Below are 24,986 nucleotides of genomic sequence, written 5' to 3'. Positions count from 1 at the left end.
GACCTCCGGTCCCGGGCCGCAGCGACGCAGCCGCAGCGGCCGTGAACCGGGGAACCGGGCCGTGACGACAGGCCCTAACGCCGTCTGCCGCGCCGGCGCGACTCGCGCTCGCGGTCCCGCTCCCGTTCCCGCGACGCGATGGCGGCCTCCCGCTCCTCCCTGTCGCCGGCCTCCCGGCGCGAACGGGGGCTGCTCCTGCCGCGCGAGCCCGTGGCCGTCGCGGGGCCGGTTCCCCTGGACCTGGCCTTCTTCGGCCGGTCGGCCGTGCTGCGGCGGACCTTGCGCTTGCCCGGGCCGGCCGCAGGGGTCGCGCCGACCTCGTCGGCGACCTCCTCGTCGGCGTCGTCCACGGTGTCGGCGACCTCCTCACCGAGGTCGTCCCGCGCTTCCCCGGCCGTCTCCTCGACGTCCTCGACGTCCTCGACCGCGTCACCAGCGGCCTCGGTGACTTCACCGGCCGCGTCACCGGCGGCCCGCGTGGCTTCCCCGCCCGCGTTCTCGACCGTCCGCCCAGCGCTGCCGCTGATGTCCTCGACGGCGTTTCCCGCGTCCTCGCCGACCCCTTCGAGGGTCCGGCCGGCGCTGCCGCCGACGTCCTTGACCGCGTGCCTCGTGCCCTCGCCGACATCCTCGACGGCCTCGCCCGCGCCTTCGCCGACGTCTTCCACGGCGCTTCCGGCGCCCGCACCGACGTCCTCGACGGCGCTCCCCGCGCCGTGGCCGACGTCCTCGACGGCGCTCCCGGCGCCGCGGCCCAGTTCGCCGACGGCCAGTCCCGTGCCCCGGCCGACCTCGCCGACCGCGGAGCCGAGGGACTCCGTGAGGTGCTCGATGATCTGCGGGTTGTGGTCGATCATCGTCAGCACACGGCCGACGAGGTCCACCACATTGTCGAGCCGGACCTTGAGCAGCGCCTGCGCCTCGACCCCCTTGATGTCGAGGTGCACCCGCCCCAGCGCCACATCCGCGCCGACGTTGAGCTTGAGCAGATCGAGCACCTCCGCCTGGAGCGACACCCGCGCCCGCAGGTCCTCCACCTCCAGATCGACCTCGTCGACCTTGAGGGTGGGGACGTCCAGCAGGACGTCCGGATCGGCCGACGCCGTGACGCCGGGTTCGATCTCCTCCGCCTCGTACGGCTCCTCCTGTTCGTCGAACTCCTCCTGGCCGTCCCTGATCTCCGGGTCCTCGTCCATCGGGTCCTTCGCCTCACTGTGGAGAGGTGAGTCACGCCACGTCACGGCTTGTCACGTGTCGTCCTCGTCGTCCTCGGCGTACTCCTCGTCCTCGTCCGCCGCGTCCTCGCCCGCCTCCTCCTCGTCGTCGTACTCGTCGTCCGTGTCGGCGTCCGCTCCCGCGTCGGCGTCCTCTTCCTCCAGGGCCTCCTCGTGGGTCCTGACGACTTCGCTGTCGCGGATCTCGCCCCGCCAGCCTTCGGGCTCCTCGTCGGTCAGGGTGACGTAGCGCTGGAAGTGCTTCAGGTCCAGGCGCAGCCGGCGGCCCTGTGCGCGCCACAGATTGCCCGTCTTCTCGAAGAATCCGGACGGCCGGTACTCGACCACGACGACGACCCGGGTCAGGTCAGGGGTCAGCTCATGGAAGCTGATAGCGCCGTGCGTGGTGGCGCGGTCCCCTTCCGAGTCCCAGACGATACGTTCGTCGGGCACCTGCTCCTGGACGGTGGCCTTCCAATTCCGGTTGGAGAAGGCGACCTTGAGCTTCCAGTCCGATTCGACCTCGTCCGACATGGTGACGTCGCTGACGCCCTTGGCGAAAGAGCCGAACTCCTCGAACTGCGTCCAGTGGTCGTAGACGAAACGCAGTGGCCGCCCGATGTCGATGACCTCGACCATGTTGGTGACCTTGGTGTCGCCCGCTGTCCCGTCGCCGCCGCCGACGGCGTCCTTGACGCCTCCGACGACCTTGTCCTTCGCGCCCTTGGCCTTCTCGCTGACGACCGCCTTCACGGGGTTCTCACCGTTCAGGACGCGTTTGCCGAGAGACAGTATGCCGCTGCCGTCGCCGTTCGTGGACGGCATGCTGAAGCTCGTGAGCTTGTCGCCCACCGAGTCCGCGAGATGCTGGGCACGCGCTCCGACGTAATTGCCGAGTTCCCCGCGCAACTCCTCCAGCGGGGAGGTGCTGTTGTCGACCTGTCCATCCGCTTCGCGCTCTGCGCTCTTCGTCATGGCCGGTCACCTCCGCTTCGTGCTGCGGGCGGGGGGCTTCTTGGAAGCGGCCTTCTTCGCTGCCGCCGTCTTCACTGCCTTCCTGGCCGGAGGATTCTTCGGCCCCGGTTTCCTGGACGGAGCCTTCCGTCCTGCTGCCTTCTTGCCGGCGGGACGCCGGCGCGGCTTCGACGGCTCCTCTTCCTCTGCCTCTTCCTCTTCTTCGTCCTCTTCTTCGTCCTCCTCCTCGTCCGCACCCTCGTCCTGCTCCTCATCCCCGTTTTCGGCCTCGTCCTCTTCTTCGGCCGCTTCGTCTACTTCTTCGCCGTCCGCCTCGTCCTCGTCCGCGTCCTCCTCGGCGTCCAGGAGGGAACGCGTCCGCTCCTGGAGGGCGCTGGTCAGCGATTCGACACCCCGGCTGGTCATGCCGGACACGGCGGAGCGCCCGGAGTCGAGCAGTTGCCCGCCGATCTGGTCTCCCAGCTGGTCGAACGGGGGACTGTCGGCGAGTTTCCTGACGCCCTGGCCGATCAGCGCCATGGGATCAAGACTTCGGCCCGCGACAAGAGACAGCACGCTCAGGGCCAATCTTCCCTTTTTCGTCCGTCCGACCACATAACCTGCCGCGGCCGCGGCAGCGAGAGTCGCCTTGGTGTTCTTGTCCATGCGGATGTCCCCTAGGAATAGAACTCGGACGGGGTCCCGGCGCACCCCGGCGCCATGGCGGGCGGAACTGTCCGCAGCGGACGAACACCGTGCGGAGAACTCGCCCGGCACCGCAAAAGGGGTGGTGCCGCCGTCGAACGGCGGCCCCCGTCCTTCCACACTCCTCCCCCCGCGCGGACCTCGCATCTCAGCGAGCCCCCGTCCCCTCGGCAGGCCGAGGTGTCGAGCAGGCCGAGGGTGCCGGCGGCCTGCTGTCCGGTGCTGATCGGCCGGCCGCGTCCGCCGTTGCCGGCCAACCCGCGCCGGTCACGTGAGCGGCGCGCTGGTCGAGGGTGGGCAGAGCGAGGACGGCGCGCTCCATCTGTGCTGCGGCCCGGGGACCGTGGGCCTGACCGGGGCGGTGCGCACCCTTCGGCCGCGGTCGGCCGACGCCCCGACCGCACGTACCTTCGTGCCACTGATCCTGCCATCGGCGGCGCCACCTGACGCCATTCCCGGGGGCCGCCGGTCATCCGGAATGAGAGCGCTCTCTCGTATCTTGACGACTTGGCATGTCCACAGGTTCAATCAAGAGCGATCACATGTCAACGCCAGGCCGGTCCGCCGGCCGGGGCTGCCGCCCGCACCGCCCCGCCCCGCGCCGGGGCGGCGGCAGCGGCGACGCCCGGCTGCCCCGGCACCCGGGCGGAGATCCGGGACCGCACCGGCGGGATCGACCAGCAGTGGCGCCTGCCGTCCTGAGCGAGCACCTCTCCACCCGTGAATCCCCCCACCCTGGGCGGGTGCGACGGCCCGAAGCCGCCGCACCCGCCCGTGCCTCCCCAGGAGGAGTACATGGTCTCCAGACGTTCCTTCATCACCGCCGCCGCCGGCCTGACCGCGGCGGGCACCTCGCCGCTGTGGTCGCCGGGCCTCGCCTCCCGGGCGTCGGCCGCGACCGCTTCGCTGCCGATCTCCCTGCAGAACAACTCCGGCAGCGGCACGGTCTACGCCTACATCAGCGGATCCGACACCTCGGGCTGGCCGGGATTCGTCGGCGCCGACGGGCACTTCAAGCGGCTGCCCAGCCCCTCGTCGGTCCTCACCCCGACCGCCGACTACTCGATCGCGCTCGGCGCCTCCGGCTCGGCGGCCACCCGCCTCACCCTCCAGGACTACGTCATCGGCGGCCGGGTGTGGTTCTCGGTCGGCAAGAAGATCCAGTTCTTCGTCAACCCGCCCGGCGGCAACGGCGGCGTACCCGGCCTGGTGCAGCCCGGGTTCACCAGCACCGACCCCAACTGGCTGACCAACTGGACCTTCTGCGAGTTCACATACAACAGCGCCAACCTCTACGCCAACATCAGCTACGTCGACATGGTCGCGCTGCCGGTGTCCATGGCGTCGACCGGCAGCGGCGGGGCCCAGTCGGTGAGCCCGCTGCCCAGCGGGGCGCTCGGCTCCATCGCCGCGGGCCTCAAGGCCCAGCACAGCGCGGACGGGGCACCCTGGGACAAGCTGGTCGCCACCGACTCCTCGGGCGCCGCCCTGCGGATCCTGGCGCCCGCGCACTCGCCGACCGACTTCGGGTCCTACTGGAACTCCTACCTGGACCAGGTCTGGAGCTACTTCCAGACCCACACGCTGACCGTCGACGGGCAGGGCGCCATCGGCGCCTACAACGGCACGGTCTCCGGCGGTGTGCTCACCTTCGCCGGGCTCAACACCAACGGCGTGCCCTTCACCAAGCCCAGCGCGGTCGACATCTTCGGCTGCGCGAGCGGGCCGCTCTACAACTCCGGCGGGGACGCGCGCGGGGCGGTCGCCGCACGGCTGGCCGCGGCCCTCAACCGCAGCTCGCTGCTGGTCAGCGGCGGCTCCTCCCAGCCCAACGGCGTCACCCCCTCGCAGTACTACCAGGGCGCGACGACCAACCACTACGCCCGGCTCGTCCACCAGTACGCCACCATCGGATACGCCTTCCCGTACGACGACGTCGGCCCCACCGGCGCCGCGCCCGTGGACGGGCACCTCCAGGACGGCGCCCCGACCTCCTGGACCATCGCCCTGGGCCCGGGGGCCGGTTCCGGCACCACGACCCCGCCCAGCGGCGGAACGGGGGCGTACGGCACCATCCAGGCGGAGTCCTTCAGCGCGCAGAGCGGTGCCCAGACGGAGAGCTGCACCGACTCCGGGGGCGGCCAGGACGTGGGCTATCTGTCCAACGGCGACTGGCTGAAGTACTCCGGCGTCGACTTCGGCTCCGCCTCGCCCGCGCAGTTCGTCGCCCGGCTGGCCTCGGGCGCGGCGAGCGGTGTCAGCGGCGCGATCCAGGTGCGGCTGGGCAGCACCACGGGGACGAAGATCGCCGAGATCGACTTCGGCAGCAGCGGCGGCTGGCAGACCTGGCAGAGCGTGCCCGCCAACGTCACCGCCCAGACCACCGGCGTCCACGACGTCTACCTGGTCTTCGCGGGCAGCACATCCGACTTCGTCAACATCAACTGGTTCACCTTCACGCACTGACCGCCCCGGTGGCGGGGCCACAGGAGCGGTCGGCATCGTACGCCGGCTGCCCCGCCACCGGACGGGCGGCGCGCAGCGGTGCGCGTCAGACCTTGCGCCACCGGGCGTTCGCCCAGGAGAACACGCCGAAGGCGATCAGGCCGACGGCGATGAGCACCAGCAGCCACGGCCCCGCCGGCGTACCGGTGAAGGAGCGGAGCGTGTCGTCCATGCCCTTGGACTTGCCCGGTGTGTGCTGGACTGCCGCCGCCACGGCGAAGGCGCCCGCGGTGGCGAACACGATGCCCCGTGCCGATCCCCCGAACACCCCGAGCACGTCGACCGCTTTGCGCTCCGCCGGGGACATCTCCGACATCTTCAGGTGCTTGCGGTACTTGTGCATGACGGCGCGCGCCGCGATCCACAGGCCCGTGCAGGCCACGGCGACACCGGCGATCGCCACGATCCACTGGCCGCCCGGCCAGTCCAGGACCCTGGCGGTCACGTCGTCGGTCCGCTTGTCGGTCGATCCGCTGCCGCTGCCCTTGTCGCCGGCCGTGTAGGCGAGCACGGAATACGACACGAAGCCGTAGAAGGCACAGCGGCCGGCCGCCGCGGCGCGCTTGCCCGCCTTGTCGCCGTCAGGCCCCGGCTGCCCGAAGGCCGCCTCGGACAGCCGCCATATCGCCATGCCGATCAGCGCGATGCCCAGCAGCCACAGCATCACGTTGCCGAAGGGCTTGTGCGCGATCTCCGCGAGCGCGCCACCGCGGTCGGCCTGCTGGCCGCCGCTGTCGGCGAACGCGATCCGTACCGCCAGCACGCCGATCAGGACGTAGATCACCCCGCGTGCCACGAAGCCCGCGCGACCGCAGACTTCCACCATCCTGCTGTCGGCCACGCGTCCGGCGGTGCGTCGGCCTGTCGATTGTGCCGCTTGCGTCTTCACACGGTTCCGACTGCCCCGGCAGGCCGTGCTGACGCACCTCGCAGGCCGCGGGCCTGGGGGAACCCCCGCGGCCCACCTCACGCCGGGCTCCGCGCGGCACGCCCCGGCCCGATACGGCGCCTTTCCGCACACGGCCGCGGTGACTTTCGCGGACGCGGGTAGGCAAATCCCAACAGCCTTGACACCAAGGGGGATCGACCGATGCGCAGGATCAAGGATCTCTTCGCCCGGCACCTGTGGCTCCAGTTCACGGCCGCCTGGCTGCTGGCCGCGGCCTTCGTGCTGCTGCTCAATCCGGGAAGGTCGCCGCTGGGCGTGCTGGTGCGGGTGGTGGCCTGTTCGCTGGGCGCGGTGTGGATGACCGTCAGGCGCCGGCAGCGCGAGCGTGCCGTGGCGGGCGGGTCGGCCGACGAACTCGTCGTGCTGGACCACATGCTGCGCCGGGGCGAGGTGCCGCAGGACGCCGAGCGGCGCCACGCGATGCGCGAACTGGTCGACCAGCGGCTGAACCGCACCCGGCACCGCAAGAGCGCGCTGGTGTTCATAGCGGCGCTGCTCATCGCGGTCGTCGTCCTGTCCGCGTTCACGTCGAGCCTGTGGCACACCATCGGCTTCGGCGTCTTCAGCGCGGTGTTCTTCGCCTACCTCTACCTGGTCGGCGGCGCCACGCTGCACCGCTTGCAGCGGATGCGGGACGCTCTGGCCGACACCACGCCCGCGGACCGCGCGGACACCCACATGGTGGGCGGCCACATCCGGCACGCGGCCTAGCGGTGGCCGGGCCGCCCCGCGGTGCCGTACACGCGACCGGACCGAAGTCGGAGTGGGCGAAGATCGCGATGAGGTAGAGCACGAAGCCGACNCCCCGCCGGGGGGGCCGCCCCCCCCGCCCCCCGCCCCCCCCCCGGGCGGGGGGGGGGGGGCCCCCGGCCCGGTGCCGGCGCCGAGGGCGCGTCCTGCCGTCCTACCGGCCGACGCGCGGGAGCTTGCCGAGCTGTCCCGGCAGCACGGTGTCGGTCTGCTGGGCACGCATGAGCGCGATGACCGCGCCGGCGCCCGCGAGGATCAGGCTGACCCAGAAGCTGAACCCGTGACCGCCGGCCGGACCGAAGTCGGAGTGGGCGAAGATCGCGATGAGGTAGAGCACGAAGCCGACCGCGAAGCCGAGGAAGGTCAGCAGCCGGGCGGGCGCGGGCAGTTCGACCGCCGGCGCGAACAGGCTGACCGCCAGCACGGCCGCGGCGAGCACGGTGATGACCATCGCGAACCAGGCTATGAACAACCCGTGGCTGAAGTGCCAGGCGCTCCAACTCACGCTGCCGAGGTCGAGGCCGTATCCGCTCCCGAAATCCCACGAGTAGTAGTCGAAGAACGAGAAGATGAACACGATGAACCCGATACCGAGAATTGCCCAGTCGAGTCGGTTCACCGAAGCCGGGTCGAAAGTGGTCCCGGAAGGACCGCCGGTCTGCGGCGGCGGAGGGGGCGGCGAGCCGGGTGGCGGCGGTACATCGTGCGTCATAGCGTCTTGTCTCCCTATCGGCGTCGCTCAACGAGCGCTCGGGAGCTGAGAATAGCGGCACACCGGCCCACGCCGTAAGCAGGTGGGACCGGTGTGGATCAGGTGGGTTTGGTTGGTCTTTTTGGTACGTGTGGGTATCGCAGTGACGCGAGTCGTCTTCCCGGGCGGACGGGATCCGCGGGAAGTCAAAAGTAGCGGAAGTGTTACGTGCTTTGTTCAACCAGCCGCAAATTCCGTGGAATGCGGTGCCGGACCGTACATCCCGCCGGGCCGGGTGGTGCCGCGGGTCAGCCCTGGAAGGCCGTCACGCCGTTCGGGGTGCCCAGACCGGTCGGTCCGTCGTAGCCCGGGCCTGCCGTGCACAGGTACGAGCCGCCGCACGAGCCGTTCGAGCCGCTGGTGACGTCGTTGAGCGCCGACGGGTGGGCGTACGGGAAGGACGCGGGGTACGAGCCGGCGGACGGGGTGCCCGCGAGGGCGTAGACCGCGGCGATGATCGGCGAGGAGACGCTGGTGCCGCCGAAGACCTCCCAGCCCGGGTCGCCGCCGTAGGTGTCGTAGACCGCGACACCGGTGGCCGGGTCGGCGACCGCGGAGACGTCGGCGACCGTACGGCGGGTGCAGCCGGTGTCCTTCTGCCAGGTCGGCTTGGCGTCGTAGCGCGAGCAGCCGGAGCCGGCGCCGGACCAGGCGGTCTCGGTCCAGCCGCGGGGGGTGCTCGACCGCTTCAGCGTGGTGCCGCCGATCGCGGTGACGTAGCGCGAGGCCGCCGGGTATTCGACGCCGTAGCCGTTATCGCCCGAGCTGACCGTGATCGCCACGCCGGGGTGGTTGAAGTACAGGCTGTCGTACGAGGTGTCCGAGGACGACTCGCCGCCGCCGTAGCTGTTGGACACGTACTTCGCGCCGAGCGAGACCGCGGTGTTCACGGACGTGCCCAGGTTCGCCATGGTCGCCGAGTTCGCCTCCACCAGCAGGATGTGGCACTGCGGGCAGATCGCGCTGGCCATGTCCAGGTCGAGCGAGATCTCCTCGGCCCAGCCCGCGTCCGGGCTCGGCAGCGAGCCCGTGCCGTTCTGGCCGACCTTCTTGAAGCACCCGTTGGCCGTGGTGCACGGAGTCAGGCCGAACGTCGACCGGTACGTCGCGAGGTTCGACTCGGCGTTGGGGTCGTCCTGCGCGTCGACGATGGCGATCGTCGCGCCGGAACCGCCGGTGGTGGGGAGCGCGTACGCGCTGTGCAGGTCGGCCGGGCCGTAACCGGACGGCGTGGCGGCGGGGTTGACCACGCCCGACGCCGAACGGGCGGCCGGGGCCAGCGAGTCGGCGCCGCTGGTGACCTTCAGGGCGGAACACGCCATCATCCCCGGCTTGCTGGCGACCGCACAGGATCGCGCGGTGGTGAGCCGGTGCGAGGTCGTGGACGCCGCCGCGTCGGCCGAGGGTGCGGCCAGGGCGGCGCCGGACAGGACCAGGCCGGTCACCGCGGTGAGTGCCAGGCCTGCGCGGCGTAACGAGAGCGGGCCGCCGGTACGGGGGGTGGAAGAGGTGCGCAACTGGTGCCTCCTGTCGGGGTGGGGCAGAGGGCTTGCGTGACGCGTGACCACTCGGCTGCGTGGTGTGAGCGGAGTGATGGGAGGACCGTAACCTGACGTGCCCGCGTCAAGCGAAAATTTGGCAGAGGTAATACACGCGCTTTGCCAATGCTGTGGCGTACGGGACGCCGGGTACGCCGGCGCGCACGGCGCGTGCGCCGGGCGGTCACGGGGGCGTACAGCCCGGCGCGCGCGGGATCCCTACGACCGGCCCCGGGCCAGTTCCCCCAGCAGGGCCCAGGTGCGGCGCTGATCGGCTTCGCCCGCGATCTCCGTGCCCGAGAAGACCACTTCCGTCGCCCCGGCGTCCCGGTAGCGCCGCACCTCGGCGGCGACCGTCGCCTCGTCGCCGATCACGGCCACATCGGCGGCCCGCTCGCCGCCGGACAGCCCGATGACCCGTGCGTAGGACGGGAACTGCTCGTAGAAGGCGAGCTGCTCGGTGGCCTTCTCCCGCACCGCGTCGGCGTCGTCGGTCACCACCCCGTACACGAGCGCCACGATCCGGGGCGCGGGGCGGCCCGCGGACTTCGCCGCTGCGGTGACGGCCGGGACGATGTGCTCGGCCAGGGCGCGCGGCCCGGCGAGATACGGCAGGATCCCGTCGGCGAGTTCGCCGCTGGCCCGCAGCGCCTGCGGCCCCATGGCGGCGACGAGCAGCGGCACCCCGCCCTCGGCGCCCGGCACCCGCGCGGGCACCGGAGTGGTCGCGGTCAGCAGCTCGCCGTGGAAGTCGGCGGCGCCGGTCTCGGTCAACTGGCGCAGTGCGAGCAGGAATTCGCGCAGCCGGGCGATGGGCCGCTCGTACGGGATGCCGAAGCCGGCCTCGGTGAGCAGCCTGGTGCCGAGCGCGAGCCCGAGGTGGTAGCGGCCGTGCGTGGCCGCCTGCGCGGTCTGGGCCTGGCTGGAGACGAGCAGTGGGTGGCGCCCGAAGACCGGGATCGCGGACGTGCCCACCTGGAGGTCCGGTACCTCGCGCCCGACGATCGCCGCGAGCTGCGGCGAATCGGCGCCGAAGGTCTGCCCGAACCACGCGGACCGCAGTCCCGCGGCGGCGGCCTGTCTCGCGAGCGCCACCGTGGCGTCGATCTGGTTGGCAGCACCGGTCGCGTCGAGTGCAACTCCTACAGTCATGTCAGGGCGAACCACCGGCGGGCGGCGGCACATTCCGGCCCGTGTGTGACAGGTTTGTGTCGTCGCGGAGCGTCATCGGCTGCCGAGCGGCGTGAGGGGGCGGACGGGTCAGCGGCGCAGGGCGCGGCGGGCCAGCCAGTTGCCGAGGAACTGCCCGGCCTGGACGATGACGACGATCGTGGCGACGGTGATGTAGACGACCGGCCAGTTGTAGCGCTGCGAGCCGTAGGTGATCGCGAAGTCGCCGAGGCCGCCGCCGCCGAAGAGCCCGGCCTGCGCGGACATGTCCACGATCGCGACGAAGACGAAGGTGTAGCCGAGGATCAGCGGCCCGAGGGCCTCGGGTATCAGCACCGTCAGCAGGATGCCGACCGGCCGGGCGCCGGTGGCGCGGGCGGCCTCCACCACCCCGGGGTCGACGGTGAGCAGGTTCTGCTCCACGATCCGGCTGATCGCGAACGCGGCCGACAGCGACAGCGCGAAGGTGACCGCGGTCGTGCCGATCGTGGTGCCGATGGTGTGCAGCATCAGCGGCTGGATCGCGGTGATGAAGATGACGAACGGCACCGGACGCACCACGTTGACCAGCACGTTGACGGCCAGGAAGACCGCCCGGTTGCCGAGCAGACTGCCCGGGCGGGTGGCGTACAGCACCAGTCCGAGGGCCAGGCCCAGCACGCCGCCGGCCACCAGGGAGACGCTGACGATGGAGAAGGTCTGCCGGATCGCCTCCCGGTAGACCGACAGGTTGTCCAGGAACTCGTGCATCTCAGGCTTCCTCCTCGACGAGGTCGACGCCGTCCGTGCGCAGCGCCGTGAGCGCGGCGTCCACCGCGCCGTCAGGACCGGTGAGTTCGAAGGTCAGGCTGCCGACCGGGCGCTCCTGGAGTTCGCTGATGCCGCCGAAGACGATGTCGGCTGCCACCTTGTGGTCCAGGAAGGTCCGCGCCAGCCGGGTCTGGAGGCCCGCCTGGTCGCGCAGCCGGAAGGTCACCAGCCGTCCGGGGTGCCGGGCGCGCAGCCGGGCCAGTGTCTCCGGCGACGGGCGGTCGCGCAGCGTCGCGCCGGCGAAGCGCGCGGCGGCCCCGGTCCGCGGCCGGGCGAAGACGTCGTAGACGCTGCCGGTCTCGACCACCCGGCCCGAGTCGAGCACCGCGACCCGGTCGGCGACCGAGCGGATGACGTCCAGCTCGTGGGTGATGATGACGATGGTGACGCCGAGGTCGCGGTTGACCCGGCGCAGCAGCGCGAGCACCTCGCCGGTGGTCTCCGGGTCGAGCGCGCTTGTCGCCTCGTCCGCCAGCAGCAGCGAGGGCTCGGTGGCCAGCGCGCGGGCGATGCCCACTCGCTGCTTCTGCCCGCCGGACAGCCGTTCCGGGTGGTCGTGGGCGCGGTCGAGCAGTCCGACGAAGTCCAGCAGCCGCGCCACCCGGCGGTCGCGTTCGGGCTGGCGCACCCCGCCGACCTTCAGCGGGTAGGCGACATTGCCCGCGACCGTACGCGAGCGGAAGAGGTTGAACTGCTGGAAGATCATGCCGATGTCGCGCCGCACCTCGCGCCGCCCGCGCTCGCTGAGCGCCGTCAGCTCGTGCGGGCCGACGTGGACGCGGCCCGCGGTCGGCACCTCCAGGCCGTTGATCAGCCGTACCAGGGTGCTCTTGCCGGCCCCGGAATGGCCGATGACGCCGAACACCTCGCCGCGGCGTATCTCCAGGCTCACATCGGCGAGCGCCACATGCGGCGCCGCCTTGCGGTCCTTGCCGGGGAAGGACTTCCCGACCTGGTCGAAGCGTACGTGCACCGGTGCGGGCACGGGGGTCGGCCGGCTGTCGGCGGGCATCGGTCTCCTCACTCGGGGCCGGCCCGGCGGCGGGAGGACGGTGCCGCCGCCGGGCCGGTGTGCTGGGGCGCCCGAGGGCGCGTCGGACTGCTGGGTGCCGGTGGCCGGCCGGGCTACTTCTTCGCGGCCTCGGCCTGCTGCTGCACGGTCGTCAGCTCGGCCTGGAGGTCGGCGGCCGAGGTGGTGCGGAAGACGGCTGTGCCGCCGTTGGCCTGCTGGACGCCCTTCTCGACGGACGGGTCGTGGTAGAGCGCGGCGAGCTTGAGGTAGAGCGAGTCGTTCACATCGGCCTTGCGGGCGACGAAGATGTTCACGTAGGGCGCGGCGCTGGAGCTGGACGGGTCGTCCTGGAAGATCGCCCGCGAGGTGGGCAGCTTGGCGCTGGTCGCGTAGTTGTTGTTGACGATCGCGGCGGCCACCGAGCCGTTCTGCAGCGCGCCGGCGGTCTGCGAGGCGTCGAGCGCGGTGACGTCGACCTTGTGGGTGAGGATGTCGGCGGTGGTGGAGAAGGCGCTGCCGCCGTCCTTGAGCGTGAGCCGGCCGGCGGCCTGGAGCACCAGCAGGCCGCGCGCCTCGTTGATGGCGTCGTTGGGGATCGCCACCTTCGCGCCGTCCGGCAGGTCGGACGCCTTGTCGTACTTCAGCGAGTACAGCGGCAGCGGGTAGACCGCGGTGGCGCCGATCGGCTGGAGGTCGTCGTGCGCGGTGACGTTGTAGTTCGCCAGGTACTGGATGTGCTGGAATTCGTTGAGGTCGAGCTGCTTCTGCTTCAGCGCCGGGTTGGGCTGGCTGTAGTCGTTGAAGTTGACGAACTTCACGGTGACGCCGAGCTGCTTCTTGGCCAGCGCCGCGTACGTCTTCCAGTACGGCTGGGAGGCGTCGACGACGCCGACGCGTATCGTTTTGGACCCGTCGGAGCCGCCGCTCAGTGTCAGGACCAGGGTGACCACCAGCGCGGCGGCGACGACCACCGCGGCCGACACGATCCACGTGAGGCGGCGCCGGCCGGAACCGCGAGACGGCAGCTGCGGCTCGTCGGGCGACGGCTCCGGGGTTCCGCTCGACGGGGACGGCTCAGCCATGACACGTACCTCCAGCAGTTCGGGGAAAGGCAGTTCGGTCAGAGGGCAGCCGCGACCGCGGCGGGCGTACCGGAGTACGCGCACCCGGACAGGCGGCTGCGGCGATCAGTCGGTGATCGCGGAGGGGGAAGCGGGCACGGCCGTAGGGAGGTTCTGTGCGGACCTCAGGCAGTGCGGTGTCGCGACGGTGTCAGCAACACAGGGAGCTGGCGACCTGGACGTAGTCGACCGCTCGTCGGCTCGTCAACAGGGGCGCACGCATGGCGGACACGCTAGCAGCTTCCCGGGCGGTGTTTCGACGCGCGGGTGATGTGCGTGATCACACGGTCGGCCCGCGTCCTCCCCGTCGGCGCCCGGCCGCCTCGGGCGGTCCGCCGGTCGGCCCGTGCACGGCGGCATTGACACACGGTATTCCGATGGTTGTCATGAGCACATGAAACGGTGAGTGGCCGGCTGCCGCGTCCCCGCGGCTCCGGACCAGAAGGAGAGGCCGCAACGTGCCGGAGCGAGTCGTCGCCGACGTATCGCCGAGCCAGCCGGACCCGCGGCAGGACCCGTGGCGGGAGGGGGCGGACGCCGGGTCCGGGAAGGGGGCGCCGGCGCGGGATGCGCTGCGGCTGCTGGGGGAGCGCAAGGCGCTGCTGGTCCACGGGCCGGCCGGTATCGGCAAGTCGACCCTGCTGGCCGGGGTGGCGGCTGCCGCCCTGGAGCGCGGCACCGCCGTCCTGCGCTGCTCGCCCGCGCCCGAGGACGCCGCGCTGCCCTACCTCGGGCTGATCGACCTCTTCGCCCGGGTGCCCGACGAGGTGGTCGCCGCCCTTCCGGCCGGGCCGCGCACCGCGCTGCTGACCGCGCTGCTGCACCGCCCGGGACCGGGCGGCAGGCCCGACGCCCTCGCGGTGCGCGTCGCCGTGCTCGACGCGCTGCGCCGGCTGGCCGGGACCGCGCCGGTGCTGCTGGTCGTCGACGGCGTCCAGTGGCTGGACGAACCCAGCGCCGACGTCCTGGCCTTCGTGGGCAGGCGGATCGACGACGCCGGCATCCGGATCGCCGTCGCGGAGCGGGTGGCCGAGGGGCGGCGCCCCGAGTACACCCACTGGTGCCCGCCCGGCGCCGCCGAGCTGGCCGTGCCGCCGCTGGCCGACGACGGCATGGTCCGCGTGCTGCTCGCCGCCGGGATCGTCCTGCCGCTGCCCGTCCTGCGGGCCGTCCTGCGCACGGCGGCCGGAAACCCCTTCTACGCCGCCGAGTTGGGCCGGTCCGCTGCGCGGGCGGGGTTGCCAGCGGAGAGCGGCGGCCTCCTGCCGGTGCCCGCGGAGCTGCGCTCCCTCGTCCTGGCGCCGGTCGCCGCCCTCTCGCCGTCCGCCCGGCACGCCCTGCTCGTCGCGTGCGCCGCCGCCCGGCCGACCCTGCCGCTGCTGCGGGCCGCGGGTGTGGCCGAGCCGGCCGCCGCGCTGGACGAGGCCGAGCGGGCCGGAGTGGCCGCGGCGGACGCCGAGCAGTCGGTACGCATCCGGCATCCCGTGGTGCGCGCGGCGCTCTACGGCGACGCCACCGACGCCGAACGCCGCCGCGTGCACGAGCGGTTGGCCGCCGCCGTGGCCGAACCCGCCGAGGCCGCACGCCACGCCGCCCTCGCCCGCCCGGAGGAGGACGCGGGCACCGCCGCCGCCCTGATGGCCGCCGCCCGTGCGGCCCGCCACCGCGGCGAACCGGACGCCGCCGTCGAACTCGCCGGACTCGCCGTCCGCAGGACCCCGCAGGCCCGCCCGCGCGAACGCGACGAACGCCTGCTGGAGGCGGGCGACTTCGCCTGCGACGCCGGCCGCTGGGAGGAGTCAGAGCGGGCCGCCCGCACGGTGCTCGCCCGCTCCGACTCGGCCCGGCACCGGGTCCGCGCCCGGCTGGTGCTGCTGCGGGGCGCGGGCCAGGCGCTGCGCGACCACGCCGAACTCATCGAGGACGGGCTGCGCGACGCGGCCGGCGCCCCCGAACTGGAGGCGGCGCTCTACCACTGGGCGGCGCTGCGCGGCCTGCTGACCGGCGCGCTGGCGGAAGCGGCCGGGCACGCCCGGCACTCCGCCCGGTGCGCGGCGCTGGCCGGGGACGGCGGGGCGCGGATCGCCGCGCTGTCCACGCTGGCCCGGGTGCTGTCGCTGGCCGGGGAGACCGCGGGCGCCGCCGACGCCCTGGCGCAGGCCGTCGAGGTCGCGGGCGGCGGCCCCCGGAGCTGGGGCCTGATCCGGATGCGCGCGGTGCTCGCCCTGGACTCCGACCGGGTCGAGGACGCCCGCCGCGAACTGGCCGAACTCCTGCCCGCCGCAGGGGAGTCGGACGGTGTCGAGTCGACCGTGGCGACCCTGGTGGCGCTCACCCGCGCCCATGTGCGGGCCGGCGCCTGCCGCGAGGCGCTGCACACCGCGGCCCGCTGCACGCGGGTCGCCGCGGCGGCGGGCATGGAGTCGGCGCCCGCGCTCTACGCCGCGGCCCTCGCCCAGACCTTCGGCGGCACCGCGGACGAGGCGCGGCGGCTGGCCGTACGGGCCGTGCGCGCCTCGGAGGCGGACGGCGACCAGCTCTTCCTGCTGCGGGCGCTCGCGGCGCTCGGCCAGGCAGGCCTTTTCAGCGGCGACCGCATGCAGGTGGCCGAAGCGGTCGAGTCGCTGCGCCAGGTGGCCCGGATCGGGGACCGGATGGGCGCGGCCGACCCCCCGCTGCTGGGCTGGCACGCCGACCTCGCGGAGGCACTGGTGGGCCTCGGCGAGACCGCCGCCGCCGGCGAGGTGCTGCGGGAGGCCCGCGGGCACGCCGGGCGGATGCCGGGCAGCGTCCTGGCCTCGCTGGAGCGGGCCGAGGGGCTGCGGGAGGCGGCGGACGGCCGCCCCAAGGAGGGCGCGGCCCTGCTGCGGTCCTCGGCGGAGCGGCTGCGCCCGCTGAATCTGCCGGTGGACCTGGTGCGTACGCTCACCGCGCTCGGCACTGTCGAGCGCCGGGCCCGGCACCGGAGCACCGCCCGGGCGCTGCTCTCCGAGGCGCGGCTGCTCGCGGAACGCGCCGGCGCCGTACCGCTCGCCGACCGGGCCGCGGCCGAACTCGCCCGGGTGGACGGGACGGTGGACGGCGCCGGAGTCACGGAACTGACCCCGGCCGAGGCCAGGATCGCCGAACTGGTGCGCGTCGGAGCGACCAACCGCGAGGTCGCCGCCGAGCTGTTCATCAGCGTCAAGACCGTCGAGGGCACCCTGTCACGGCTCTACCGCAGATTCGGGGTGCGGTCGCGCACGGCGCTGGCCTACGCACTGGCGTCCGTGCCCCGGGTCCCGCGCGAAACGCATCCGTAACAACAGGCGCAAGGGTTCCCACGCTTATGCGGCGCCACACCGCTCCCTAGCGTTGGTCAGGTCCCGAACCGTCCGGCCCCGACCAGGGGAACCGGATTCCCCATGGAGGACCTTCGTGACCCTACGTCTGAAACTGCTGGCCGCTGCCGCCACCCCGGCCCTGCTGCTCGCAGCCGTCCCGGCCGCGTTCGCCGCCACCGCGCAGCCGGACGCCGCCCGCACCACGCTGACCGGCGACGTGCTCACCGGGCTCAACTCCCACGCCGTACGCACCGGCACCGTCGCCGCCACCGACCGCATATCCGTCGCGGTCAGCCTGGCGCCACGCGACAACAGGGCGCTGGACACCTTCGTCGCCCAGGTCAGCGACCCCGCGTCGGCCTCCTACGGCCATTACCTGACCAAGAGCCAGTTCACGGCGCGCTTCGGCCGCACCGACGCCGAGGTCAAGCAGGTCACCGACTACCTGCGCGCGCAGGGCCTCAAGGTCGGCACCGTGCACTCGGGCAACCTGCTGATCGACGCGACCGGCACCGCCGCCCAGCTGGAGAAGGCGTTCGGCACCGGCCTGTCGACGTGGAAGGACAACGCATCGGGCCGCACCTTCTACGCCAACGACGCCGCGCCCACGCTGCCGGCCTCGGTCGGCGCCCTCATCAGCGACGTCTCCGGCCTCAACAGCCGCAACCAGCTGCACCACCAGGCGCCCGCGGCCGTCACCCCGCACAACGGCCCCGGCGGCGGCTACACCCCGGCGCAGATCAAGGGCGGGTACAACGTCTCCAGCAGCAACACCGGCAGCGGCCAGCAGGTCGCCCTGCTGGAATTCGACGGCTTCCAGCAGTCCAACATCACCACGTACGACAGCCACTACGGGCTCGCCTCGACGGCTCCCACCGTACACAAGGTCAGCGGAGGCTCGGGGCCGATCGGCGGCGGCCAGGTCGAGGTCGAGCTGGACATCGAGGTGGTCAACGCCGTCGCCCCGGCCGCGAAGGTCACCGTCTTCGAGGGTCCCAACTCCGACGCGGGCGAGGTCCAGACCTACCAGGCGATCGTGGACAGCGGCATCCCCGTGACGTCCATCAGCTGGGGCCTGGCCGAGACGCTGCGCACCAGCTCCAACATCAGCGCCGTCTCCGCGGTCTTCGCGCAGGGCGCCGCCGAGGGCCTGAGCTTCTTCGCGGCCTCCGGCGACAGCGGCTCCGACGACGCGGGCAGCGGCGGCACCTCCGTCGACTACCCGGCCAGCGACCCGAACGTCACCGGTGTCGGCGGCACCACGCTGACGGTGACCTCCTCCAACGCCTGGAGCCGGGAGACCGCCTGGTCCGGCGGCGGGGGCGGCAAGTCCAGCGTGTTCAGCATCCCGAGCTGGCAGGTGCCGGTCCAGAAGAGCCAGGGCGGCGGCAAGCGCCAGGTCCCTGACGTCTCGGCGCTCGCCAACCCCTCGCCCGGGGTGTCCATCTACTCGCAGGGACAGTGGGGCCAGGTCGGCGGCACCAGCGCCGCCGCGCCCGAGTGGGCCGCCTTCGCCGCGGTCTACAACCAGCAGGCGGCGGCCGCGGGCAAGGCCCGGCTCGGCTTCGCCAACCCCGCGCTCTACAAGGCGAACGGCACCGGCTTCCACGACATCACCAGTGGCAGCAACGGTGCCTACTCCGCGGCGGCGGGCTGGGACTTCACCACCGGCTGGGGCTCCTACAACGCCGCCACCCTCGCGGCGAAGCTGCTGAGCCAGTGAACTGACCGGCGGCGACCGAACCGCCCGCCCGTCCCCGACCGGGACGGGCGGGCGGCTCAGTCCGTGTCGGCGGCGGGCCGGGCCGGGCCCCGGTAGGGCAGCGTCTGGCTGTAGACGACGCTGGTCGTCGTGCTGCCGAAACCGGCCAGCTCGTCCATCAGCGCCTCCAGCCCCGGAGTGCTGCGCGAATGGGCGCACGTCGTGGAGGGGCTCGGCTACGGCCTGCTGATGGTGTCGGACCATGTGGCCGGCACGCCCGACGTGGCCGAGCGCTGTCCTGCGCCCTTCTACGAGCCGTTCACCACACTGTCCTGGCTGGCCGGCCCCACCACCCGGCTGCGGCTGGGCACCACCGTACTGATCCTGCCCTACCTGCGTCCGCTGCTGGTTGCCCGGACGGCCGCCAGCCTCCAGCAGCTCAGCGGCGGGCGGCTGGTGCTCGGGGTGGGCGCCGGCGGGGCGCGCCAGGAGTTCGAGGCGCTGGGCGTGCCCTCCACCGAGTGCGGCAGGCTCACCGACGAGCACCTGGCCGCCCTGCGCGAGGCATGGCCCGCGGAGGCCGGCGACGGCGCGGCACCGCTGCCCGTCTGGGTCGGCGGCAACAGCGCGGCGGCAGGCGCTGCTCGACTACGACGACCTGGGCGTGGACATCATCTCGGCACGAGGCTACGACCTGCTGGACGACGCCATCGGCTTCGGCCGGCACGTCATCCCGCTGGTGCGCGAGGAAGTCGCCAGGCGCGACGCGGAAAGGACCGGCAAGTGACAGCGACCACCCCGCACTTCGAGGTGCGCACGGCGACGATGGCCGACCCGCTGGTCCGTCCGCTGCTGGAGGAGCTGGAGTACGAGTACACCACCCGCTACCCCTCGCTGGCCGGCGCGAGCAGGGAACTGGTCCGCTACCCGCCGGAGGAGTTCGAGCCGGCCGGCGGCGGGCTGCTGATCCTGCTGCTGCGGGACGGCGAGCCGGTCGCCGGCGGCGCCTTCCGCCGCTACGACGAGCAGACCGCGGAATTGAAGCGGATCTGGACGCACAGCGGGCACCGCCGCCAGGGACTGGCCCGGCGGATCGTCGCGGAACTGGAGCGGGCCGCGGCGGCGGCCGGCTATCTGCGGGTCTATCTGACCACCGGGCCGCGCCAGCCGGAGGCCAAGGGGCTGTACCTGACCACCGGTTACACCGCGCTGTTCGACGTGGCGGCCGACCCGGAGACGCTGGGCGGCCCGCTGCCCTTCGCCAAGCGGCTGGTGGGCTCGGAGCCGGTGCGCCCCGGGGACTTCCGGCCGACCCCCCCGGGTCGACTTCGGGCGCACCCCGTGACGCGGAGCGCCGGGCGGCCGTGAAGCGGCACGTCCGGGGCGTCCGGCCGCCCGGCGGGCCGGACGCCCCGGACACGCGGCGGAGTCGAGGGCAGCGCCCGGGAGGCAGCGAACGCCCAGCGCGCTCCCATCGGGCGTCGAGCGGCCCTTCGACGGGTCTTCGTAGCGTGGGTGGCCTCCCGTTCACGAACCCCTCAGGAGGACACCGTGCGGCTCGCCGGGAAAGTCGCCATCGTCACCGGTGGTACCAAGGGCCTGGGACGCGCCATCGCCGAGGCCTACGTCAAGGAGGGCTGCCGGGTCGTGTGCGCGGCCCGCGGCGCCGGGCCGGCCGGTGAACTGCCCCCGCCCGGCGGCGACCTCGCCTTCCAGCAGGCGGACGTCCGCGACCCCGAGTCCGTGCGCGCCCTGATGCGTACGGTCCACGACGCCTACGGGCGGCTCGACGTCCTGGTCGCCAACGCCGGGGTCAGCCGGCCGGGGCCGAGCGCGGACCTGGAGCCGGACGCCTGGGCCGAGGTCATCGACACCAACCTCAACGGCACCTTCCTGTGCGCCCGCGAGGCCGTGCCGTACCTGGAGAAGAGCGGCGGCGGGCGGGTCATCACCATGTCGTCCGCGCTGGCCACCAGGGTCGCCCGCGGCTCGGCCGCCTATGCCGCGTCCAAGGCGGGCATCGAGATGTTCACCCGGGTCGCCGCGGTGGAGTTCGCCGCCCGCGGCGTCACCGTGAACTGCCTCAGCCCCGGCTTCATCGACGAGGGCATGGGCCGCGAGCTGGCCCGCAACGAACGGGTGTGGAGCCACTTCAGCGGCAAGATCTCGGTCGGCAGGGCAGGCGCCGCCGACGAGGTCGCGGACGCCGCGGTCTTCCTGGCCGCCGACAGCTCCCGCTATGTCAACGGCCATGTCCTGGAGGTCAACGGCGGCCTGAGCTGGTGACACGGTCCGCCGAGCCCACGCGTACCAGCAGCGGTGGCCCGCGCCACCAGCGACCCACCAGACCTCTCTCACACGCTCGTTCGCAAGCCCGCACGTCACAGCACCCATCTCCGACAGCCAGCAGCGGAAGGTCAGCGGAATGACGGACAAGGCAACGACCGACACCGCCCGGCCGGCGCCGGGCCGACGGGTGGTCATCACCGGCATCGGGGTGATCGCCCCCGGCGGGACCGGCACCAAGGCCTTCTGGGAGACGCTCACCTCGGGACGCACCGCGACCCGGAGCATCTCCCTCTTCGACGCCTCCCCCTTCCGGTCCAGGATCGCCGGCGAGGTCGACTTCGACCCGGCCGCTGAAGGGCTCGGCCATCAGCAGATCCGGCGGCTCGACCGGGCCGCGCAGTTCGCCGTCGTCGCCACCCGGGAGGCCGTCGCCGACAGCGGCCTCGACGCCCTCGACCCCTACAGGACCGGCGTCACCATCGGCAGCGCGGTCGGCGCCACCATGAGCCTGGACCGGGAGTACGCCGTGGTCAGCGACGCCGGGCAGTCCTGGCTGGTGGACCACGCCTACGGCGCCCGGCACCTCTACGACTGGTTCGTGCCGTCCTCCTTCGCGGCCGAGGTCGCCCGCGAGGTGGGCGCCGAGGGGCCGGCCGTGGTGGTCTCCGCGGGCTGCACCTCGGGCCTGGACTCGGTCGGGCACGCCGCGGAACTCATCAGGGACGGCTCGGCCGACGTCATGATCACCGGCGCCACCGACGCGCCGATCTCCCCGATCACGGTGGCCTGCTTCGACGCCATCAAGGCCACCTCGCCGCGCAACGACGACCCCGAGCACGCCTCGCGCCCCTTCGACCGGACCCGCAACGGCTTCGTCCTCGGCGAGGGCTGCGCGATGTTCGTACTGGAGGAGCTGTCCCACGCGCTCGCCCGCGGCGCCCGCGTCTACGCCGAGATCGCCGGCTTCGCGGCCCGCTGCAACGCCTACCACATGACCGGACTGCGCCCCGACGGACGGGAGATGGCCGAGGCGATCAGGGTCGCCCTGGACGAGGCCCGGATGAACGGCGACGCCATCGACTACATCAACGCCCACGGCTCGGGCACCAAGCAGAACGACCGGCACGAGACCGCGGCCGTCAAGCGGGTCCTCGGCGACCACGCCTACCGGACCCCGATGAGCTCCATCAAGTCGGTCATCGGGCACTCGCTCGGCGCCGTCGGCTCCATCGAGATCGCCGCCTCCGCGCTGGCCATGGAGCACAGCATCGTGCCGCCCACCGCGAATCTGCACGAGCCCGACCCCGAGTGCGACCTGGACTACGTACCCCTGGTCGCGCGCGAGCACCGCACCGACGCCGTCCTCACCGTCGGCAGCGGCTTCGGCGGCTTCCAGAGCGCCATGGTGCTGGCCAGGCCCGAGCGGCGGCTCGCATGACCGCGACCGCGGTGGTGACCGGACTCGGCGTCGCGGCCCCCAACGGCCTCGGCATCGAGGACTACTGGCGGGCCACCCTCAACGGCGAGTCCGGCATCGGCCGCATCACCCGCTTCGACCCCGCCGGCTACCCCTGCCGGCTCGCCGGTGAGATCGGCGACTTCGACCCCACCGAGCACATCCCCGGCCGGCTCATGCCGCAGACCGACCACATGACCCGGCTCGCGCTGGCCGCCACCGACTGGGCGCTGTCCGACGCGGGCGCCGTCCCGACCGACCTGGACGAATTCGGCATGAGCGTGGTGACCGCCAACGCCTACGGCGGCTTCGAATTCGGCCACCGGGAGCTGGAGAAGCTCTGGAGCCGGGGGAGCAGGCACGTCAGCGCCTACCAGTCCTTCGCCTGGTTCTACGCGGTCAACACCGGCCAGATCTCCATCCGGCACGGCATGCGCGGGCCCAGCGGCGTCCTGGTCTCGGAGCAGGCGGGCGGCCTGGACGCGGCAGGCCAGGCCCGCCGCCACATCCGCAAGGGCACCCCCTTCGTGGTGACCGGCGGGGTCGACGGCGCCCTGTCGCCGTGGGGCTGGGTGGCGTACCTGTCCAGCGGCCAGCTGAGCACCGGCGACGACCCGGCACGCGCCTACCTGCCCTTCGACACCGCGGCCGGCGGCTGGGTGCCGGGGGAGGGCGGGGCGATCATCGTGGTCGAGGAGGCCGAGGCCGCGCGGGCCCGCGGCGCCGCCAAGATCTACGGCGAGATCGCCGGCTACTCCTCGGGCATCGACCCGGCGCCGTACACCGGGCGCCCCCAAGCGCTGCCGCGGGTGATCCGGCAGGCGCTGGCCGACGCGGGGCTGGAGCCGGCCGACATCGGCGTGGTGTTCGCCGACGCGGTCGGACTGCCCGAACCCGACCGGGCCGAGGCCGAGGCGATCACCGAGGTCTTCGGCGCCGGCGCGGTCCCGGTCACCGCGCCCAAGACCATGGTGGGACGGCTGGCCTCGGGCGGATCAGCGCTCGACACGGCCACCGCCTTCCTGGCGCTGCGCGACCAGGTGGTCCCGCCCACCGCCCATGTCACGGACCCGGCGGGCGCCGCGGCCGACCTCGACCTCGTCCTCGCCCCCCGGCAGGCCGCCCTGCACAGCGCGCTGGTCCTCGCCCGCGGCACCGGCGGGTTCACCGCCGCCCTCGTCGTCCGCGCGGCCGCATGACCGGCCGACCGCCGGGCCCCCGCCCGGGGCCGTTCAGGAACACCCAGGACAGGACCACACAGGAGGAGACGCAGCCATGCCCCTGATCACCCTCGACGACCTCAAGGACATGCTGACCAAGGCGGGCGGCGAGGGCGCCGACGTACCCAGCCTGGACGGCGACGCGGTCGACACGCCCTTCACCGACCTCGGGTACGACTCGCTCGCCATGCTCGAAGTGACCAGCATGGTGGAACTCGCCTACGACATCAGCCTTGAGGACGACGCGGCGCAGACGGCGGCCACTCCGCGGGAGATGCTCGATCTGGTCAACGGGCTGCTGAACGCGGCGGCCTGAGCCCGGGCGCAGCGGCGCCCCCGGGCTTCCCTCATTCGTGATCCGCGGAGAAAGCGGGGTATCTCGTGAAAGCACTCGTCACGGCGGCCGGCGGTGACTTCGGCCTGCGGCTGGACTCGGTCGCCGAGCCCGAACCCCGGCCGGGGCAGGCGCTGGTGGCGGTCGGCGCGGTGGCCGTCAACCGCGGCGAACTGTCACTGGTCGGCCAGCTTCCGCCCGGCTCACGGCTCGGCTGGGACGTGGCGGGCACCGTGCTGCGTGCCGCGGCCGACGGCACCGGGCCCGCCGCGGGCACCCGCGTGCTCGGCCTGGCCGACCTGGACGGCTGGGCCGAGCGGGTCGCGGTCGACACCGGCCGGCTCGCCGTCCTGCCCGCCTCCGTGGACCTGCCGACCGCCGCCGCGCTGCCCGTGGCAGGCCTGACCGCGCTCTACGCGCTGCTGCACGGCGGCCGGCTGCTGGGCCGCACGGTGCTGGTCACAGGCGCGGCCGGGGGTGTCGGGCGGCTCGCGGTGCAGCTCGCCGCGGCGGCCGGCGCACGGGTCGTCGCCTGGGTGGGTTCCGCCGAGCGGGCCGCGGGGCTCGCCGAGCTGGGCGCGGACGACGTCGAGCTGTACGGCGCCGAGCAGACCGAGCCCGTCGACGTCCTGCTGGACAGCTGCGGCGGCGAGGTGCTCACCCAGGCGTTCCGGACGGTCGTGCCCGGCGGGTCTGTGGTCTGCTTCGGCAACACCGCGCGCGCCGAGCTGCGGCTGCCGCTGGACTGGGGCCGGCTGCGGCCCGGGGTCGGGCTGCGGTACCTCTACCTCTTCGAGGAGATCACCCGCCAGAACGTGGCCCGGGACCTGGACTTCCTCGTCCGGTCGGTGGCCGACGGGCGGATCGACCCGCAGGTCGCCCTGGTCGCCGACTGGACCGATCCGACCGCGGCCTTCCAGCGGCTCCAGGACCGGAAGGTGGACGGGAAACTGGTGCTGGCGCTCTGAACGCCCGCCGCTTGCCCGTGTGTTGGCGGGCGGGCGGCGGGGTGTGACGGCCCCGGCCGCGGCGGTCCCCCTGCGGACCGCGGCGACCGGGGCCGCCGCGTGTGCCGCTGCCGATGAGTGTGCTCGCCGCCGTGCCGGCTGCCGTGCCCGGCGGGCGCCCGCGGCTGCCCGGCTCGGCGCGTGCCCCGGCCGTCCGGGTCGGCGGGCGGCACCGG

The 24,986-nt window shown here is 73.2% G+C and carries 20 protein-coding genes and 2 pseudogenes; 12 read left to right on the top strand and 10 right to left on the bottom strand.

Features of this window, described 5'->3' with window-relative positions:
- Positions 1-74: 74 nt before the first annotated feature.
- The 3 genes from V7E46_RS15675 to V7E46_RS15665 are packed head-to-tail and all read right to left on the bottom strand — an operon-like array spanning position 75 to position 2,834.
- Positions 75-1,196 carry a hypothetical protein gene (locus tag V7E46_RS15675; RefSeq protein ID WP_333768981.1) on the bottom strand — a complete coding sequence of 374 codons (1,122 nt, stop codon included), beginning with the start codon at positions 1,194-1,196 and terminating at the stop codon, positions 75-77.
- Positions 1,197-1,247: 51 nt separating this feature from the next.
- Positions 1,248-2,189 carry an SRPBCC family protein gene (locus tag V7E46_RS15670; protein ID WP_333768980.1) on the bottom strand — a complete coding sequence of 314 codons (942 nt, stop codon included), beginning with the start codon at positions 2,187-2,189 and terminating at the stop codon, positions 1,248-1,250.
- Positions 2,190-2,195: 6 nt separating this feature from the next.
- The gene (locus V7E46_RS15665; RefSeq protein ID WP_333768979.1) at positions 2,196-2,834 is read right to left on the bottom strand and encodes a hypothetical protein; all 639 of its coding nucleotides are present in this window, start codon (positions 2,832-2,834) and stop codon (positions 2,196-2,198) included.
- 834 nt (positions 2,835-3,668) lie between these two features.
- Between V7E46_RS15665 and V7E46_RS15660 the strand changes: the two genes are divergently transcribed.
- Positions 3,669-5,339, top strand: a complete 1,671-nt coding sequence (locus tag V7E46_RS15660) for a beta-1,3-glucanase family protein (RefSeq protein WP_333768978.1) — start codon at positions 3,669-3,671, stop codon at positions 5,337-5,339.
- Positions 5,340-5,424: 85 nt separating this feature from the next.
- Here V7E46_RS15660 and V7E46_RS15655 read toward each other — a convergent pair whose 3' ends face one another.
- Positions 5,425-6,204, bottom strand: coding sequence for a DUF1206 domain-containing protein (locus V7E46_RS15655; protein ID WP_333768993.1), 780 nt, complete (start codon positions 6,202-6,204; stop codon positions 5,425-5,427).
- 264 nt (positions 6,205-6,468) lie between these two features.
- Between V7E46_RS15655 and V7E46_RS15650 the strand changes: the two genes are divergently transcribed.
- The gene (locus V7E46_RS15650) at positions 6,469-7,038 is read left to right on the top strand and encodes a hypothetical protein (protein WP_333768977.1); all 570 of its coding nucleotides are present in this window, start codon (positions 6,469-6,471) and stop codon (positions 7,036-7,038) included.
- 193 nt (positions 7,039-7,231) lie between these two features.
- On the opposite strand, the gene V7E46_RS15645 is transcribed toward V7E46_RS15650, so the two are convergent.
- The 6 genes from V7E46_RS15645 to V7E46_RS15620 form a co-directional block, all read right to left on the bottom strand.
- A complete protein-coding gene (locus V7E46_RS15645) occupies positions 7,232-7,789 on the bottom strand; it encodes a hypothetical protein (RefSeq protein ID WP_333768976.1) in 558 nt (185 codons plus the stop codon).
- Between the two features lie 287 nt (positions 7,790-8,076).
- Positions 8,077-9,345 carry a S53 family peptidase gene (locus V7E46_RS15640; protein ID WP_333768975.1) on the bottom strand — a complete coding sequence of 423 codons (1,269 nt, stop codon included), beginning with the start codon at positions 9,343-9,345 and terminating at the stop codon, positions 8,077-8,079.
- A 240-nt stretch (positions 9,346-9,585) separates the two neighbouring features.
- Entirely contained in the window at positions 9,586-10,518 is a 933-nt protein-coding gene (locus tag V7E46_RS15635) for a TIGR03564 family F420-dependent LLM class oxidoreductase (RefSeq protein WP_333768974.1), read from the bottom strand.
- Between the two features lie 108 nt (positions 10,519-10,626).
- On the bottom strand, positions 10,627-11,286 hold the full coding sequence (locus tag V7E46_RS15630) for an ABC transporter permease subunit (protein ID WP_329172340.1): 660 nt from the start codon (positions 11,284-11,286) through the stop codon (positions 10,627-10,629).
- A 1-nt stretch (position 11,287) separates the two neighbouring features.
- A complete protein-coding gene (locus V7E46_RS15625) occupies positions 11,288-12,358 on the bottom strand; it encodes a methionine ABC transporter ATP-binding protein (RefSeq protein WP_333768973.1) in 1,071 nt (356 codons plus the stop codon).
- A gap of 113 nt (positions 12,359-12,471) precedes the next feature.
- Positions 12,472-13,440, bottom strand: a complete 969-nt coding sequence (locus V7E46_RS15620; RefSeq protein WP_333768972.1) for a MetQ/NlpA family ABC transporter substrate-binding protein — start codon at positions 13,438-13,440, stop codon at positions 12,472-12,474.
- 497 nt (positions 13,441-13,937) lie between these two features.
- On the opposite strand from V7E46_RS15620, the gene V7E46_RS15615 reads away from it, so the two are divergent.
- The 10 genes and pseudogenes from V7E46_RS15615 (at position 13,938) to V7E46_RS15570 (ending at position 24,771) form a co-directional block, all read left to right on the top strand.
- The gene (locus V7E46_RS15615; protein ID WP_333768971.1) at positions 13,938-16,781 is read left to right on the top strand and encodes an AAA family ATPase; all 2,844 of its coding nucleotides are present in this window, start codon (positions 13,938-13,940) and stop codon (positions 16,779-16,781) included.
- Positions 16,782-16,896: 115 nt separating this feature from the next.
- Positions 16,897-18,525: a S53 family peptidase gene (locus tag V7E46_RS15610; RefSeq protein WP_333768970.1), complete on the top strand. Its 1,629-nt coding sequence runs from the start codon at positions 16,897-16,899 to the stop codon at positions 18,523-18,525.
- 129 nt (positions 18,526-18,654) lie between these two features.
- Positions 18,655-19,200 (top strand): annotated as a pseudogene (locus V7E46_RS15605) (LLM class flavin-dependent oxidoreductase); the annotation flags it as partial.
- Positions 19,139-19,291, top strand: a pseudogene (locus V7E46_RS15600) (LLM class flavin-dependent oxidoreductase); the annotation flags it as partial. The pseudogenes V7E46_RS15605 and V7E46_RS15600, both read left to right, overlap by 62 nt.
- Before the next feature lie 38 nt (positions 19,292-19,329).
- Positions 19,330-19,872 (top strand): GNAT family N-acetyltransferase, encoded by a 543-nt coding sequence (locus V7E46_RS15595; protein WP_333768992.1) that lies wholly within the window; start codon positions 19,330-19,332, stop codon positions 19,870-19,872.
- A 183-nt stretch (positions 19,873-20,055) separates the two neighbouring features.
- Positions 20,056-20,790 (top strand): SDR family NAD(P)-dependent oxidoreductase, encoded by a 735-nt coding sequence (locus V7E46_RS15590; RefSeq protein ID WP_329172315.1) that lies wholly within the window; start codon positions 20,056-20,058, stop codon positions 20,788-20,790.
- 139 nt (positions 20,791-20,929) lie between these two features.
- A complete protein-coding gene (locus V7E46_RS15585) occupies positions 20,930-22,231 on the top strand; it encodes a beta-ketoacyl-[acyl-carrier-protein] synthase family protein (protein WP_333768969.1) in 1,302 nt (433 codons plus the stop codon).
- Positions 22,228-23,448 (top strand): ketosynthase chain-length factor, encoded by a 1,221-nt coding sequence (locus V7E46_RS15580; RefSeq protein WP_333768968.1) that lies wholly within the window; start codon positions 22,228-22,230, stop codon positions 23,446-23,448. Before V7E46_RS15585 ends, V7E46_RS15580 begins: the two co-directional genes overlap by 4 nt.
- A gap of 76 nt (positions 23,449-23,524) precedes the next feature.
- Entirely contained in the window at positions 23,525-23,785 is a 261-nt protein-coding gene (locus V7E46_RS15575) for an acyl carrier protein (protein ID WP_329172311.1), read from the top strand.
- Positions 23,786-23,850: 65 nt separating this feature from the next.
- Positions 23,851-24,771: a zinc-binding dehydrogenase gene (locus tag V7E46_RS15570; protein WP_333768967.1), complete on the top strand. Its 921-nt coding sequence runs from the start codon at positions 23,851-23,853 to the stop codon at positions 24,769-24,771.
- The last annotated feature ends 215 nt before the right edge of the window (positions 24,772-24,986 follow it).

Origin of the sequence: Streptomyces sp. IBSBF 2435 (assembly GCF_036815005.1) — a bacterium.
Lineage (GTDB): Bacteria > Actinomycetota > Actinomycetes > Streptomycetales > Streptomycetaceae > Actinacidiphila.
Note: the sequence above shows the minus strand (reverse complement) of the source record. Positions and strands in the feature narration are given on the sequence as shown.